The following is a 14,897-nucleotide window of genomic DNA, read 5'->3' as shown; positions in this document are numbered from 1 at the left end:
GCCGCGCGTCGCGCTTGCCCCCGGCCCGCGCGTTCCCTAACTGTTCACAATGAACCTACCCGCGCCTTCCCATGCCGACGCCCCTTATCTCGCGTCGCTCAATGCCCCCCAGCGCGATGCCGTGCTCACCACCGAGGGGCCGGTCCTCGTCCTCGCCGGCGCCGGGACCGGCAAGACCGCCGCGCTCACCGCCCGGCTCGCGCACCTGCTGTGGACGCGGAAAGCCTACCCGTCCGAGCTGCTCGCGGTCACCTTCACCAACAAGGCCGCGCGCGAGATGCGCGAGCGGGTCGGCCGCCTCGTCGGCCAGGCGGTCGAGGGCATGCCCTGGCTCGGCACTTTCCACGCGATCGGCGCCAAGATGTTGCGCCGCCACGCCGAGCTGGTCGGGCTACAGTCCAATTTCACGATCCTCGATACCGACGATCAGCTGCGCCTGCTCAAGCAGCTCATCTCCGCCGCCGATCTCGACGAGAAGCGCTGGCCCGCACGCAGCCTCGCCGGGCTGATCGATCAGTGGAAGAATAAGGGCCTCACCCCCAAGGAGATCGATGCCGGCGAGTCCGAGCGCTACGCCAATGGCCGTGGCCAGGCGCTCTACGCCGCCTATCAGGAGCGGCTCAAGACGCTCAACGCCTGCGATTTCGGCGATCTGTTGCTGCACATGCTGGTGATCCTGAAGACCCACCGCGACGTGCTCGAACAGTATCAGCAGCGCTTCCGCTACATCCTCGTCGACGAGTATCAGGATACCAACGCGGTCCAATATCTCTGGCTGCGCCTGCTCGCCCAAGAGCGCCGCAACCTCTGCTGCGTCGGCGACGACGATCAGTCGATCTATTCGTGGCGCGGCGCGCTGGTCGAGAATATCCTGAAGTTCGAAAAGGATTTCCCCGGCGCCAAGGTCATCAAGCTCGAGCAGAATTACCGCTCGACACCGCACATCCTCGCCGCCGCCAGCGGGGTCATCGCCAACAATGGCGGCCGCCTCGGCAAGACGCTTTGGACCGACAAGCCCGAGGGCGAGAAGGTCAAGGTCCTCGGCATCTGGGACGGTCCCGAGGAGGCGCGCCGGGTCGGGGAAGAAATAGAGGGCCTCCAGCGCGGCGGGCTCAGCCTCGATGATACCGCGATCCTCGTCCGCGCGCAGCACCAGACCCGCGAGTTCGAGGACCGCTTCATCGCGATCGGCCTGCCCTATCGCATCATCGGCGGCTTCCGCTTCTACGAGCGCGCCGAAATCCGCGATGCGCTCGCCTATCTGCGCATCGTCGCCCAGCCTTCCGACGACCTCGCCTTCGAACGCATCGTCAACGTCCCCAAGCGCGGCCTCGGCGACAAGGCGCTCGCCAAGGTCCACCAATATGCCCGCGCCGCGCAATTGCCCTTGGCCACCGCCGCCGCGCGCATCCTCGATACCGACGAGCTCACTCCCCAGGCCCGCCGCGCGCTGGGCAATCTGATCGGCGACGTGGCCCGCTGGCGATCGATGGGCGACACCCTCCCTCATCCCGAGCTCGCCCGCATCATCCTCGACGAGAGCGGCTACACCGCGATGTGGCAGGCCGATCGCACCGCCGAGGCCGCCGGTCGCCTCGAGAATCTCAACGAGCTCGTCCGCGCGATGGAGGAATATGAGTCGCTCACCGGCTTCCTCGAACATGTCAGCCTCGTCATGGACAATGAGAGCAATGCCGAGGATGCCAAAGTCACGATCATGACGATCCACGCCGCCAAGGGGCTCGAGTTCGACACCGTCTATCTGGCGGGCTGGGAGGAAGGCATCTTCCCGTCGCAGCGCGCGCTCGACGAAGGCGGCCTCGCCAGCCTCGAGGAGGAGCGCCGGCTCGCCTATGTCGCGATCACCCGCGCTCGCCGCCAGGCGACGATCCTCCACGCCGCCAATCGCCGCATCTATGGCCAATGGACCAGCAGCCTGCCCTCGCGCTTCATCGCCGAGCTCCCGGCCGAGCATATTGCCGAGGAATCGACGATGTCGGGCGGCGCGTCGTTGTGGCAGGCGAACTGGAGCGACCGTGCCGATCCCTTCGCCGACGTGGGCCGCGGCACCGGGCGCGGCCCCGGCTGGCAGCGCGCGGCGGGCGTCGATCCCAAAAATCCCGGCGGGACCTTCCATAGCCGTACCTTCACCCGCGAGGCGCCGCGAGTATTGGAAGCCCGGGCGAGCGCAGTCAGCTTCGGGGCCAAACCGCGCGATGATCTGTCTGTGGGGATCCGCGTCTTCCACCAGAAGTTCGGCTACGGCCTGGTTGCGGAGATCGAAGGCAACAAGCTTGAGATCGATTTCGAACAGGCAGGCCGAAAGCGCGTGATGGACAGCTTCGTGACGTTAGGGGCCTGAGCTGCCAGATTGAAAATAGAGACGGTCCACGGGGGTGAAGGTACGCGAAATAATCCGTGTCACCGAGTCTCGCAATTTATTTCCCAAGCGCGTCCGTTTACTTCAACATATCCAATATTCAAATATGCGAAGGCATGAATAGACACGCATTTCTGCGGCTTTCGTGCGCGAAAGCCAGGAGAAATACATATAGATCACAATGATATGTGGTGGAACGCAATCTGCATCAATGGTACTTCGCTCGCAAGCGTAACGATCTTTGGTTGCGTGAGTTCCGTGAAGCGCGGAATTTCTTATTCGGCACCGCCATGACGCCGAATGAGATGTTCAAGCCGCGCTTCGCTTTTGAGGCAGTGATGAACATGGCACAAAAAGCGCCCGTCGTTTCGAGGCAGATGAGTCTGCTCGAACCGATGCCTGGTCCAATTTCAGCCCTTTCTGATGCAGCCGCCACAGCTATCCTCTTCACCGATGCCTCGAAAGACGATCATTCCGTCATCTTCGTAAACGACGTCTTCCTCCGGATTACCGGCTACGCGCAGAAGGACGTCATCGGGAAACGCTTCCTCGCCGATCTCTGTGACGCCGATGATGTCCTGCTCGATCGGATCCGGGACCAGTTCGACGCCGACGGCGGCGAATCCGTCCAGCTGCCCATACGGTGCAAGAATGGCGAAACCTTCCGGGCCGCGATCAGCATCAATTCGGTTGCCACGACCGATGGCCACCCGGCCCAGCATTGTATCTCCTGCATCGATCTCGCCGCCCAGAGCCGGCGGCTGCTCGGCGAGCGCGCCGCGCTTCATATCCTGTACGAACATACCCCCGGCTTCATCGCCATCACCGAGGGCCCGGATCACCGCTTCACCTTCGCCAATGCCGCTTATCAGACCCTGATCGGGCACCGCGAGCTTGACGGGCGCACCGTCTCGGACGTCTTCCCCGAACTGGCCGGCCAGGATCTTCTCCGGGTGCTCGACCACGCCTACACGACGGGCGAACCCTTCCTGGGCACGGCGGTGCCAATCCATCTGCAGCGAAAGCCGGGCGGCGATCTTGAGCTGCGCTATCTGGACTTCATCTATCAGCCGATCCGGGGGCCCGACGGCGCGATCAGCGGCACCTTCTGCGAAGGACATGACGTTACCGAGCGCGAAGCCGCGGCGGGACAGGTCCAAAAGCTGCAGAGCGAAGTGGTCCATCTCTCCCGCGTGAGCGCGATGGGAACGCTGGCCGCCACGCTTGCGCATGAACTGACCCAGCCGCTCACCGCGATCGCCAATTATGCCGCATATTGCGAATCGCTTCGGCGCGAGGGGGGGCTCCTCAGCCAAGAGCAGTTCGCCCTTGGGCTCCAGGGAATAACCGAGAATGCTCAGCGCGGCGGCAAGATCATCCGCCGGCTCCGCGACATGACTGCCCGGCGCAAGCCGCAGCGCGAGGTCTTCGATCTGGCCGATGCGCTCATCGAATCGGTCGCACTCGTGCAGCTCGGCGCCTGCACCGAGGTTTCGATCGCGAACGGAGAGAGCTGCTCGGTCATGATCGAGGCGGATCGTGTCCAGGTCGAACAGGTCATCATGAACCTGCTGCGCAACGGCTGCGAAGCGGTCGGGGACTCGGGTCGCGGCGTCACGATCTCCACAGAAGTCGTCGGTGGCACCGTCATCGTCTCGGTTCAGGACGGCGGAAGCGGCATTTCAAAGGAAACCGCCGCCACCCTGTTCAACTGGACGCAGTCTTCGAAGGCCGGCGGAATGGGGCTCGGCCTCTCGATCTGCCGCACGATCATCGAGGCGCATCGTGGATCGATCTGGCTCGAATCAACGGGTCCGGAGGGAAGCTGCTTCTGCTTCTCGCTGCCCGTGGAGAAGGCAGCGCGCCGGAGCCGCCTGGCGGTTCACTCGATCCCGGCCATCGCCTCGCGCAATACCGCTGCCGATGCCATCAGCGCGGCAATCTCCGCTGCGTCCAGTTCGGGGGTCAAGGCTTTCTCCAGGCCACTCGAGCCGAGGATGCAGGGCAGGCTCAGATAAAGGTCGTCGATCCCATATTGCCCCTTCAACAGGGTCGAGACGGGCATCACCGCGCGTTCGTTGCGGACGATGGCCTCGCATATCCGGACGATGGCAGTGGCGACCCCAAAAGACGTATAGCCCTTCCCGGCGACGATCCGGTACGCGGCCTCGCGCACATCCTTCGTCACGATCTGTCGATCGACCGCGCCGGGTGCGAACGCCTCGAGCGCCATGCCGCCGATGCGGATCCCCGAAAAGGCGACGACTTCGCTGTCGCCATGCTCGCCCAGCACCTGCGCGTGGATCGCCCCAGGCGCGACGTCCAGCCGCGCCGATAGCGCCTGGCGCAACCGGTTCGAGTCGAGCAGCGTCCCCGTCCCGATCACCCGAGCGGGCTCCATCCCCGACCGGCGCAGCGCGACCATCGCCATCAGGTCGACCGGGTTCGACGCCACGACGATAATGCCCTTGAATCCCGCCGCCATCAGCGAATCGACGCAGGTCCGGACGATCTTGGCGGAACGTCCCGCGACGGAGAGCCGGCTTTCGTCGCCATGCGTCGCTGCGCCCGCGGTGATGACCGCGATCGCCGCGTCCGCCGCCTCGTCATAGCCGCCCGCCCGAATCTGTGCCGGCCGCGCCAGCGCGTTCGCATCGCGCAGATCGGCGGCTTCGGCCTCGGCGAGCGCCGGATCGCTGTCGATCAATATGATCTCGCGAAAGAGCGCCCGCAGCATCAGCGCATAGGCTGCGGTGGCGCCGACATGGCCGGCCCCGATGATGACGATGCGATGATGTTCGATCGGCTATACTCCTCAGACGCCCTCCCCCCTTACACCCATTCAGCGCCGCTTCACGAATGTTGCTGGAACGTTTCGGTGGCCTCGGCGTATCGTCGGGGAAGAAGGAGAGACATCATGAAGACCATCATCGGCATTGCCGCACTCGCGGCCGGTTGCCTGGTCGTCGCCACCCCCGCCGCCGCGCAGACGGGTTCCGCGCGCTATGCCCAGTCGGGCCAGGACGAGGACGCCCGCTTCGATGCCGCCCAGCGGCGCTTCGACAGCGAGTATGAAACCTTCCAGGCGGCGGTCGAGCGCTACCGCCGGTCGCGCACCACGCGCCCGGGCTATGACAATCGCGGCAACGATCCCCGCTTTCAGCAGAACAATTACGACGACGAGGATTATGATCCCGCCCGCGACTATCGCAGCGGCAATTATCAGGAGCGCGTGCTCTCGCGCGACGAGAATGTCTATCGCGGCGACGACGGCCGCTATTATTGCCGCCGCAGCGACGGCACGACCGGCCTGATCGTCGGCGCGGCAGCCGGCGGGCTGTTCGGCAACGTCATCTCGGGACGTCGTACCAGTACGGTCGGCACCTTGCTCGGCGCGATCGCCGGCGGCGCCGCCGGTTCGGCGATCGATCGCAACCAGCAGGTCCGCTGCCGCTGACCCGAGGGGAGCGTCGCTTTCGGGCGGCGCTCCCTTCGCCTCAGGCGGCGGGTTCGATCGCCATAAGCGTAACCCCGGCATATTTCTCCGCCGAGGGGTCGAACAGGTCGCTACGGTCGAACGGTCGCTCGATCAGCTTGAGATCGTTGAGGCCATCGAGCTTGTAGGTACCCAGCTTCGGTTCGCGCGGCAGCATGCCTTCGCGCGAAACCACCGACGCATCGACGTAAAGCGCGTCGTTGCGGGTGTAGAGGATGTGCGGCCCCAGGATCATCCGGGTGCGGTTATAGGTCACCGAGATGCAAAGCTGGCGGACGATCGCCTCCAGCACCGTTGGTGTCGGACCCGTGGGCGCTTCCGGGCGCTCGGCTTCTAGCGTCAGCTTCATCCCTCCTTATATCGTATTTTGCTGCGCTGCAGCAAGATGCAAATAATAGCTCGGTCGTTGAAAGGCGGTAGGGCGTTGCGATGAACCGCTCGACCCGCCAAGAGCCTTTGATGCCTCGCCATCCCTTCGCAGTCGCGAATTTTCGAGCCTATTGGATCGCCCGCCTGGCCGCCACGCTGGGCCAGATGGCGATGGTCATCGTCATCGGCTGGCAGGTCTACGACATCGCCCGCCAGACGATGAGCGTGAAAGAGGCGTCGTTCCAGCTCGGCATGATCGGGGTCGCCCAGTTCCTGCCGCTGCTCGCATTGTCGCTGTTCGCCGGCTGGGTCGCCGATCGGCTCGATCGCCGCTGGATCGCCCGCGCCGCGGTGACGCTCGAGGCAGGCTGTGCGCTTACCCTCGGCTTGCTGACCTACAGCGATGCGATCACCCTCCCCTGGCTGTTCGGTATCGCCGCCTTGCTCGGCGTCGGCCGCGCCTTCGCCGGTCCGGCGCTCGGCGCGCTCGCCCCCAATCTGGTGCCCAAGGCGATCCTGCCGACCGCGATCGCGCTCAGCGCCGTCGCCTGGCAGGCGGGCACGGTGATCGGCCCGGCGCTCGGCGGCTATCTCTATGCCGCGATCGACTGGCTGCCGTATGCGGTCTCCGCCGGCCTGTTCCTGCTCTCGCTGGCAATGCTGCTGCTGATCACCCCGGTGCCCCGCAGCGCCCGCAAGTTCGGGGGCAGCCCCTGGGCACAGATGATCGACGGCCTCCATTATGTCCGCCGCAACCGCCTCGTCTTCGGCGCGATCTCGCTCGATCTGTTCGCGGTATTGCTCGGTGGCGCGACGGCGATGCTCCCGGTCTATGCGCGCGACGTCCTCCATGTCGGTTCGGAAGGCTTGGGCCATCTCCGTGCCGCCCCGGCGCTGGGCGCCGTGATCACCGCAGTCTCCTTCTCATGGCGCCCGCTCAAGTCCGAAGTCGGCAAGAAGATGCTCATCGCGGTCGGAATTTTCGGCCTCGCCACGATCGTGTTCGGCGCAGCCGCCCCGCTGCTGCTGCCGATCCTCGGCCCGTCGGCGGTGGGCAGCGATTTCGCGCCGGCGGTATTGATCTCGCTGGTCGCACTGTTCGTGCTTGGTGCAGCGGACATGGTTTCGGTCTATGTCCGCCAATCGCTGATCCAACTCTATACGCCGGACGAGATGCGCGGCCGGGTCGGCGCCGTGTCTACCTTGTTCGTGTCGGGATCGAACGAACTGGGCGAGGCCGAATCGGGCTTCCTCGCCGCAGCGATCGGTCCGGTCGCCGCAGTAATCGGCGGCGGTATCGGTGCGATCCTTGTAACGATATTATGGGCGAGACTATTTCCCGAGCTCAGACGGGCGCGTACCTTCGACCCACCGGCCACCCTCGAACTGCCTCCCAAGGAGATGACGACATGAAGGCCAATTCGATTCTCGAGACGATCGGCAACACGCCGCACATCCGCGTCCAGAAGCTCTTTCCCGACACCGAGGTCTGGATCAAGTCCGAGCGCGCGAACCCGGCAGGCTCGATCAAGGACCGCATCGCGCTGGCAATGGTCGAGGCGGCCGAGGCTTCGGGAGACCTCCTCCCCGGCGGTACCATCATCGAGCCGACCAGCGGCAATACCGGCGTCGGCCTGGCGATGGTCGCCGCGGTGAAGGGCTACAAGCTGATACTGGTGATGCCCGAGAGCATGTCGCTCGAGCGGCGCCGGCTGATGCTGGCCTATGGCGCCAGTTTCGATCTGACCCCGCGCGAAAAGGGCATGAAGGGCTCGATCGAGCGTGCGATGGAGCTGATCGAGTCGACCCCCGGCGCCTGGATGCCGCAACAGTTCGAAAACCCTGCGAACATCGACGTCCATGTCCGTACCACCGCCCAGGAAATCCTGAACGACTTCCGGGACACCCCGATCGACGTGATCATCACCGGCGTCGGCACCGGGGGGCATATCACTGCCGTCGCCGAGACGCTCAAAAAGGCCTGGCCAAATCTCAAGGTCTTCGCGGTCGAGCCCGATCTCTCGCCGGTCATCTCGGGCGGCACCCCCGGCCCGCATCCGATCCAGGGCATCGGCGCCGGCTTCGTGCCGCGCAACCTGCATACCGACGCGATCGACGGCGTGATCAAGGTCGACGCCGGCGTCGCCAAGGATATGGCCCGCCGTGCGGCGGCCGAGGAAGGCATGCTGGTCGGTATCAGCTCGGGCGCATCGCTCGCGGCGATTCTCCAGAAGATTCCCGATCTGCCGGACGACGTGCGCATTCTCGGCTTCAACTACGATACCGGCGAACGCTATCTGAGCGTTCCCGACTTCCTGCCAGAGGCCTGAATCGAACCCGCGCAGGGACTCGCGGGCCGCGAGTCCCTGCCGCTTGCCCGCATGCGCCAGGCGTTTCGGTGCCGTTATGGTTCCATATGCCGCGCTGCTGCGTTATGGCCCGCGACCCCCGACCTGTGGAGCCGCCTGTGCCTGTTCGACCTCACCCCTTGCCTGCCGGGCCGCGCGCTCGCGCGACGGGCTGAGCGCGCGCCGATCGCATGACCTCCGTCTCCGATCTTCCGGCACTGCCCGACCACGCTCGCGCGGCGCCCGTCTCGCCGCTGTTGCAAGCCGTCATGGCGCTACTGGCGCTGCTGGCGATCGCAATTCCGATCCTCCTCGTCGCCACGACTCCGCGCGTCCTCATGCAGAAGCGCCCTCCGATCGTGGTGTCGAAGCGCGTGGTCCCCAAGGCGGAATTGCCCCCGGTCGAGCCGGTACTGCTCCAGGAAGTCGCGCCCGACGATGCCAAGGCGATCAATGGCGCCGTCCCCTTCTCGACGCTGCCCAATCCCGCCGCCCGCGCCTTCTCGCTGACAGGCGCGGTCGACAGCCGGGCGCGCGCGATCGATTGCCTTGCCGCGGCGGTCTATTACGAAGCCGGCGACGATGCGGTCGGCGAGCGCGCAGTCGCGCAGGTTATCGTCAATCGGATGCGCCACCCCGCCTTTCCCAAGACGATCTGCGGCGTGGTCTTCCAGGGATCGGAACGCAGCACGGGCTGCCAGTTCACCTTCACCTGCGACGGCGCCATGCTCCGCTACACGCCGAGCCCCGCCGCATGGGAACGCGCGCGCGAGATCGCCCGGATGGCACTCACCGGCTCGGTCTACCGCCCGGTCGGCCATGCCACCCATTATCACACCGATTGGGTCGTGCCCTATTGGAGCGCCAGCCTGGAAAAGATCAGTGCGGTCGACACCCATCTCTTCTTCCGCTGGGCCGGCTGGTGGGGCACCCCGCCCGCCTTCAACCGCGCTTATGCCGGCGTCGAGCCCAACATTCCCCAGATGGCCAGGCTCTCCCCCGCGCATCAGGGCGGCGCCGCAGAACTCGCCCTTCCCGGCGCCCCGGCAGGCGACGGCACGATCATCGATCCGGCCAGCATTGCCGACAGCGACGTCCCCGCAGCTGTTGGCGCGGGCGATGATGCCAATAATTTCCTGGTCACGCTCGATCGCTACATGAACCCGGACGCCTTCGCCGCGCTCGCGATCCGCACCTGCGGCGAACGCCCCTACTGCAAGTTCATGGCCTGGGCCGATCCGAAATACACGCCCGCCAGGCTACCGCTCGTGCCGGCGCAGTCGGCGGCGATGTCGTTCAGCTACCTGAGGGATGAGGCCCAGGGCTTCGCCAAGGCACTGTGGAACTGCCAGCAATATCGCCGGCCGAGCCCGCTGCAATGCATGCGCACCCAGCCTCCCCTCGCGTCGGCGCCCGTGCCCACGCCCAGCGTGAAAGCGGCGGAGCCCACACCGCTGCTCACCGGGGTGCGTCGCCGAGGCGAACCCGCCCCGGCCGCCGCCAAACCGCCAGTGGCCTTCACCTTGCCCGCCCCGCGCGCGACACCCGCGCCGAAAGCGACGCCGACCCCCGCCGCCCGGAACTAGGCCGCCCGGAACATCTCCGGGTCGAGCGCCATCACTGCATCGCTCCCCGCCTCGATCTTGCGACGCAGCCCGCCCGCGTTGGGCAGAAATCGCTCGGCGTAGAAGCGCGCGGTGACCAGCTTGGCTTCGAGGAACTTGGCATCCTCCGCACCAGCAGCGAGCCCCTGCGCTGCCGCCTTCGCCATGCGCAGCCACATCAGTCCGATCGCCACCGTACCGGTCAGCTGCATATAGGGGTAAGCGCCCGCACCGACATGGTTGGGGTTCTGGAAGCCGTTGGCGGCAAGCCACATCGTCGCACCCTGCAGATGGCCGAGCGCCTTCTCCAGCGCATCGGCGAAGCCCGCCAGCTTCTCGTCGCCCTTCGCGGCGGCGATCTCCTCGCTCACCATCTTGAAGAAGGCCTGCGCCGCGCGTCCGCCGTTCATAGCCAGCTTGCGGCCGACCAGGTCCATCGCCTGCACGCCGTTGGTGCCCTCATAGATCATCGCGATCCGGGCATCGCGGACATATTGCTCCATGCCCCATTCGGCGATGTAGCCGTGCCCGCCATAGACCTGCTGCGCGTCGGTCGCGACGCGGTAGCCGATGTCGGTGCCGACGCCCTTGATCACCGGGGTTAGTAGTCCGATCAGGTCGGCGGCGAGCTGGCGCTCTTCCTCGGTGGCGGCAGCATGCTCCAGATCGACCTGCAGCGCGCTCCACAGGCACAATGCCCGCAACCCCTCGGTCAGCGCCTTGCCCTCCATCAGCATGCGGCGGACATCGGGATGGACGAACAAAGTGTCCGCCTTCTCGCCGGGCTCCTGCGGCCCGGTCAGCGCGCGGCCCTGGCGGCGATCCTCGGCATATTGCACGGCATTCTGCTGCGCGACCTCGGCCACGCCGAGCCCCTGGAGGCCGACGCCGAGCCGCGCCGCATTCATCATGATGAACATCGCCGCGAGGCCCTTCATCTCGTCGCCGACAAGCCAGCCGGTCGCGCCGTCATAATTCATCACGCAGGTCGAATTGGCGTGGATGCCCATCTTGTGCTCGATCGAGCCGCAGGTGACGCCGTTGCGCGCGCCCGGCTCGCCATCGTCGCCGACCAGGAACTTGGGCACCACGAACAGCGAGATGCCCTTGCTGCTCTCCGGCGCGCCCGGCGTCTTGGCCAGCACGAGGTGGATGATGTTGCTGGTCAGGTCATGCTCGCCCGACGAGATGAAGATCTTGGTGCCGGTGATCGCCCAGCTGCCGTCCGGATTGGGCTCGGCGCGGGTGCGGATCAGGCCCAGATCGGTGCCGCACTGCGGCTCGGTGAGGTTCATCGTCCCGCCCCACTCGCCCGAGACCATCTTGGGGACGTACTTCGCCTTCTGCTCGTCCGAGCCTTTGACCAGCAGCGATGCGATCGCACCATGGGTCAGCCCGGGATACATGGCGAAGGCCATGTTCGACGAGATCATATATTCCTGGAAGGCGGTCGAGACGACGTGCGGCATGCCCTGCCCGCCAAATTCCTCGGGCGCGCTCAGCGTGCCCCAGCCGCTGTCGACGAACTGCCGATAGGCCTCCTTGAAACCGTCCGGCGTGGTGACGCTGCCATCCTCGTGGCGCGTGCAGCCCTGCTGGTCGCCCGAATGGTTGAGCGGAAACAGCACGTCGGCGACGAACTGCCCGCCTTGGTCGAGCACCGCCTCGACGACGTCCGGGGTGGCGTTCTGGAAGCCGGGCAGATTGGCGTAGCGATCGAGCCCGATCACCGAATCGAGGATGAAGCGCGTGTCGCGCACGGGGGGCGTATATTGCGGCATTTCAGGTTCCTCAGGGGGCGTCGCTGCTTTTGAGCAGTTCGACGAATTGCTGGAGTTCGGCGATGTGCGCGTCGATATCGTGCTTCTGATTCTCGAGCAGCGCGATGCGATCCTCGCACCGTTCGAGCGTGACCTGCCGCTGGACCCGGCGATCGTCGCCCACGTCATACAGGTCGATCATCTCGCGTATTTCGCCCAGGCTGAATCCGACTCGCTTGCCGCGCAGGATCCAGGCGAGCCGCGCCCGATCGCGATGCGAATAGACACGCTGGGTCCCCCGCCGCTCGGGCGAGATCAGCCCTTCATCCTCATAGAAGCGTAGCGCCCGCGGCGTGACGCTGAACTCGGCGCAAAGATCCGAAATCGAGAAGGCGTCCTGATCGGGACGCGGCTCGATCGGCGCCAGGGCCTCGACGGGAAAGGCGACTGCAGGCATGCCGCCTGTTACTTTCCCTTTACGTGAACGTCAAGCTCACTCGCTGCAGAGTCGCTTGCCGTCAGCATCGCGCATCGCCCGCGCCTCGGTCACCGATTCGCTCATCCGCGCCGCCTCCAGTCCTGCGAACGACGCGCGCCCGGCGCACAGCGAAGCGCAGCCGTCCGGCATACTGCCGGGAAAGTCGATCCGGTCGCCACCGAAGCGGGCGTCGAAGCCGCAGGCATCGCCCTGGCCCAATTCGACCCGCAGCCGGTCGCCGACGCGGCTGACCGTGCCCGATCCGCTGCAGGTGACTCCGTCGCCATAATCGACGAACGCGCCGATCCGGTAGCCGAGCCCCGCGGGGACGATGCACACGCGATCGGTGTCGCGCGCATACAGCCCGGCAATCTCGCTATTTTTGACATCGCGAACCAGACCGCGCTCGATCGCGACCGTTTCCAGGTCGCGCGGCTCGCTCTTGTCCGCCGGGGCGTCGCCGCCGGAGCACGCCGCCAGCGCCAGCAAGAGCGCCACCCCTGCCCTCATGCGTCGCGCACCAGCCGTCCGTCCTCGATCCGCCGGTAGAAACAGCTCGCCGCGCCGGTGTGGCATGCCGGCCCCTGCGGCTCGACCTTGAGCCACAGCGCATCCTGGTCGCAGTCGATCCGCACTTCCTGCACGAGCAGCACATGCCCCGACGTCTCGCCTTTCTTCCACAGCCGCCCGCGGCTGCGCGACCAGAAATGCGCCTCGCCGGTCTCCAGCGTCAGTGCCAGCGCCTCGGCATTCATATGCGCGACCATCAGCAGCTGCCCGCCGGGATCGGTGGCGACGGCGGTGATCAGTCCTGCGGCATCAAATTTGGGGTCGAGCGTCAGCCCGGTCTCGCGTTCGTCGGTCATGCAAACTCCTTACGGGGGCGGCATGGGAAGGGGGAAGAAAACATTTATGACCAATGGGCGACAAAGCCGTCGGGACCCCGTATAGCCCAGCTCGATAGTTCCGAACCCCTTGAGGGCCGATGCTTACCACGAACCCCTATGATGACGACAAGCTGCGCGAAGAGTGCGGCGTATTCGGCGTAGCCGGCTCCGAGGGCGCAGCCGCGCTGGTGGCGCTGGGGCTCCACGCGCTCCAGCACCGTGGCCAGGAGGCCGCCGGCATCACCAGCTGGGACGGGTACCAGTTCCACACCCATCGCGCGATGGGCCATGTCGCCGGCAATTTCGATCGCGACGATGTGATTCGCGCGCTCCAGGGCACGACCGCCGCCGGCCATGTCCGCTATTCTACCACCGGCGAGACCGCGATTCGCAACGTCCAGCCGCTCTATGCCGAGCTGGCGAGCGGCGGCTTCGCGATCGCGCATAACGGCAATATCTCGAACGCGATGCGACTGCGCCGCGATCTCGTACGCCGCGGCGCGATCTTCCAGTCGACCTCGGATACCGAGGTGATCATCCATCTGGTCGCCACCTCGCAATATCGCACGCTGATGGATCGCTTCATCGATGCGCTCAAGCAGGTCGAGGGTGCCTATTCGCTGATCGTGATGACCCCGGTGGGCATGATCGCCTGCCGCGATCCGCTGGGCATTCGCCCGCTGGTGATGGGCAAGCTCGACGATGCGGTGATCTTCGCGTCGGAGACGGTCGCGCTCGACGTGGTCGGCGCCGAATATGTCCGCGATGTCGAGCCGGGCGAGCTCGTCATCGTGCAGGACGGTGTGGTTTCCTCGCACAAGCCCTTCGCGCCCCAGGCGCCGCGGCCGTGCATCTTCGAATATGTCTATTTCTCGCGCCCCGATTCGATCGCCGAGGACCGCTCGGTCTATTCGGTGCGCAAGGCGATCGGCGCGCAGCTGGCGATCGAATCGCCGATCGATGCCGATCTCATCGTGCCCGTCCCCGATTCGGGCGTCCCCGCCGCGATCGGCTATGCCCAGCAGAGCGGCATCCCGTTCGAGCTCGGCATCATCCGCTCGCATTATGTCGGCCGCACCTTCATCCAGCCGGGTGACAAGGTCCGCCACTTGGGCGTCAAGCTGAAGCACAACGCCAATCGCGAGCTGATCAAGGGCAAGCGCGTCGTCCTGGTCGACGATTCGATCGTCCGCGGCACCACCAGCCTCAAGATCGTCCAGATGATGCACGAGGCGGGCGCCGCCGAAGTGCATATGCGCATCGCTTCCCCGCCCACCCGGCACAGCTGCTTCTACGGCGTCGATACGCCCGAACGCGCCAAATTGCTCGCCGCCAAGCTCGACGTCGGCGGCATGACCGACTTTATCCACGCCGACAGCCTGGCCTTCATCTCGATCGACGGGCTCTACAAGGCGCTGGGCGAAGCGCACCGCGCCGACATCCACCCCAAATATTGCGACGCCTGCTTCACCGGCGACTATCCGACGACGCTGACCGACCAGGACGAGCTCGCCCCGGTTGACCAATTCGCGCTTCTGGAGGAACGGGTCGGCTGAAGCCGTTTCCCGGAGCATA

At 65.8% G+C, this 14,897-nt stretch carries 12 protein-coding genes and 1 pseudogene; 7 read left to right on the top strand and 6 right to left on the bottom strand.

What is annotated here, in order from left to right; genetic code table 11:
• Positions 1-49 precede the first annotated feature (49 nt).
• On the top strand, positions 50-2,362 hold the full coding sequence (locus OKW87_RS03380) for an ATP-dependent helicase (protein WP_265542291.1): 2,313 nt from the start codon (positions 50-52) through the stop codon (positions 2,360-2,362).
• Positions 2,363-2,670: 308 nt separating this feature from the next.
• A pseudogene (locus tag OKW87_RS03375) lies at positions 2,671-4,221 on the top strand (ATP-binding protein); the annotation flags it as partial.
• Between the two features lie 41 nt (positions 4,222-4,262).
• Here the strand turns inward: OKW87_RS03375 and OKW87_RS03370 are convergent.
• Positions 4,263-5,159, bottom strand: coding sequence for an L-lactate dehydrogenase (locus OKW87_RS03370; RefSeq protein WP_265543975.1), 897 nt, complete (start codon positions 5,157-5,159; stop codon positions 4,263-4,265).
• 138 nt (positions 5,160-5,297) lie between these two features.
• Here OKW87_RS03370 and OKW87_RS03365 point away from each other — a divergent pair, with 138 nt between their 5' ends.
• Positions 5,298-5,837 (top strand): glycine zipper 2TM domain-containing protein, encoded by a 540-nt coding sequence (locus tag OKW87_RS03365; protein ID WP_265542288.1) that lies wholly within the window; start codon positions 5,298-5,300, stop codon positions 5,835-5,837.
• 40 nt (positions 5,838-5,877) lie between these two features.
• Here OKW87_RS03365 and OKW87_RS03360 read toward each other — a convergent pair whose 3' ends face one another.
• Positions 5,878-6,225: a hypothetical protein gene (locus OKW87_RS03360; protein ID WP_265542286.1), complete on the bottom strand. Its 348-nt coding sequence runs from the start codon at positions 6,223-6,225 to the stop codon at positions 5,878-5,880.
• A 110-nt stretch (positions 6,226-6,335) separates the two neighbouring features.
• Here OKW87_RS03360 and OKW87_RS03355 point away from each other — a divergent pair, with 110 nt between their 5' ends.
• The 3 genes from OKW87_RS03355 to OKW87_RS03345 all read left to right on the top strand — a co-directional run bounded on the left by OKW87_RS03355 (position 6,336) and on the right by OKW87_RS03345 (position 10,179).
• On the top strand, positions 6,336-7,658 hold the full coding sequence (locus tag OKW87_RS03355) for an MFS transporter (RefSeq protein ID WP_265542284.1): 1,323 nt from the start codon (positions 6,336-6,338) through the stop codon (positions 7,656-7,658).
• On the top strand, positions 7,655-8,575 hold the full coding sequence (gene cysK, locus OKW87_RS03350; RefSeq protein ID WP_265542283.1) for a cysteine synthase A: 921 nt from the start codon (positions 7,655-7,657) through the stop codon (positions 8,573-8,575). Before OKW87_RS03355 ends, cysK begins: the two co-directional genes overlap by 4 nt.
• Before the next feature lie 287 nt (positions 8,576-8,862).
• Entirely contained in the window at positions 8,863-10,179 is a 1,317-nt protein-coding gene (locus OKW87_RS03345) for a cell wall hydrolase (RefSeq protein ID WP_265542282.1), read from the top strand.
• On the opposite strand, the gene OKW87_RS03340 is transcribed toward OKW87_RS03345, so the two are convergent.
• Genes OKW87_RS03340 through hisI form a run of 4 tightly spaced genes read right to left on the bottom strand, consistent with a single transcriptional unit; the run spans position 10,176 to position 13,301 of the window.
• On the bottom strand, positions 10,176-11,978 hold the full coding sequence (locus OKW87_RS03340; RefSeq protein ID WP_265542280.1) for an acyl-CoA dehydrogenase C-terminal domain-containing protein: 1,803 nt from the start codon (positions 11,976-11,978) through the stop codon (positions 10,176-10,178). The two genes, OKW87_RS03345 and OKW87_RS03340, sit on opposite strands and share 4 nt — an antisense overlap.
• A 10-nt stretch (positions 11,979-11,988) precedes the next feature.
• Positions 11,989-12,414, bottom strand: a complete 426-nt coding sequence (locus tag OKW87_RS03335) for a MerR family transcriptional regulator (RefSeq protein WP_265542278.1) — start codon at positions 12,412-12,414, stop codon at positions 11,989-11,991.
• Positions 12,415-12,450: 36 nt separating this feature from the next.
• Entirely contained in the window at positions 12,451-12,933 is a 483-nt protein-coding gene (locus tag OKW87_RS03330; RefSeq protein ID WP_265542276.1) for a hypothetical protein, read from the bottom strand.
• Positions 12,934-12,941: 8 nt separating this feature from the next.
• Positions 12,942-13,301, bottom strand: coding sequence for a phosphoribosyl-AMP cyclohydrolase (gene hisI, locus OKW87_RS03325; RefSeq protein WP_265542274.1), 360 nt, complete (start codon positions 13,299-13,301; stop codon positions 12,942-12,944).
• Between the two features lie 119 nt (positions 13,302-13,420).
• Here hisI and purF point away from each other — a divergent pair, with 119 nt between their 5' ends.
• The gene (purF, locus tag OKW87_RS03320) at positions 13,421-14,878 is read left to right on the top strand and encodes an amidophosphoribosyltransferase (RefSeq protein WP_265542273.1); all 1,458 of its coding nucleotides are present in this window, start codon (positions 13,421-13,423) and stop codon (positions 14,876-14,878) included.
• Positions 14,879-14,897 lie beyond the last annotated feature (19 nt).

Source organism: Sphingomonas sp. M1-B02 (assembly GCF_026167525.1).
GTDB lineage: Bacteria > Pseudomonadota > Alphaproteobacteria > Sphingomonadales > Sphingomonadaceae > Sphingomonas.
The sequence above is the reverse complement of the archived record's forward strand: the minus strand, read 5'-3'. Positions and strand labels throughout refer to the sequence as shown.

Bases quoted from the DNA above. Each gene is read 5' to 3' on its own strand.
- OKW87_RS03365 (WP_265542288.1), top strand. From the start codon at position 5,298: ATGAAGACCATCATCGGCATTGCCGCACTCGCGGCCGGTTGCCTGGTC.
- OKW87_RS03360 (WP_265542286.1), bottom strand. From the start codon at position 6,225: ATGAAGCTGACGCTAGAAGCCGAGCGCCCGGAAGCGCCCACGGGTCCG.
- purF (WP_265542273.1), top strand. From the start codon at position 13,421: ATGCTTACCACGAACCCCTATGATGACGACAAGCTGCGCGAAGAGTGC.
- OKW87_RS03335 (WP_265542278.1), bottom strand. From the start codon at position 12,414: ATGCCTGCAGTCGCCTTTCCCGTCGAGGCCCTGGCGCCGATCGAGCCG.
- OKW87_RS03340 (WP_265542280.1), bottom strand. From the start codon at position 11,978: ATGCCGCAATATACGCCCCCCGTGCGCGACACGCGCTTCATCCTCGAT.
- OKW87_RS03380 (WP_265542291.1), top strand. From the start codon at position 50: ATGAACCTACCCGCGCCTTCCCATGCCGACGCCCCTTATCTCGCGTCG.
- hisI (WP_265542274.1), bottom strand. From the start codon at position 13,301: ATGACCGACGAACGCGAGACCGGGCTGACGCTCGACCCCAAATTTGAT.
- cysK (WP_265542283.1), top strand. From the start codon at position 7,655: ATGAAGGCCAATTCGATTCTCGAGACGATCGGCAACACGCCGCACATC.
- OKW87_RS03355 (WP_265542284.1), top strand. From the start codon at position 6,336: ATGCCTCGCCATCCCTTCGCAGTCGCGAATTTTCGAGCCTATTGGATC.
- OKW87_RS03345 (WP_265542282.1), top strand. From the start codon at position 8,863: ATGGCGCTACTGGCGCTGCTGGCGATCGCAATTCCGATCCTCCTCGTC.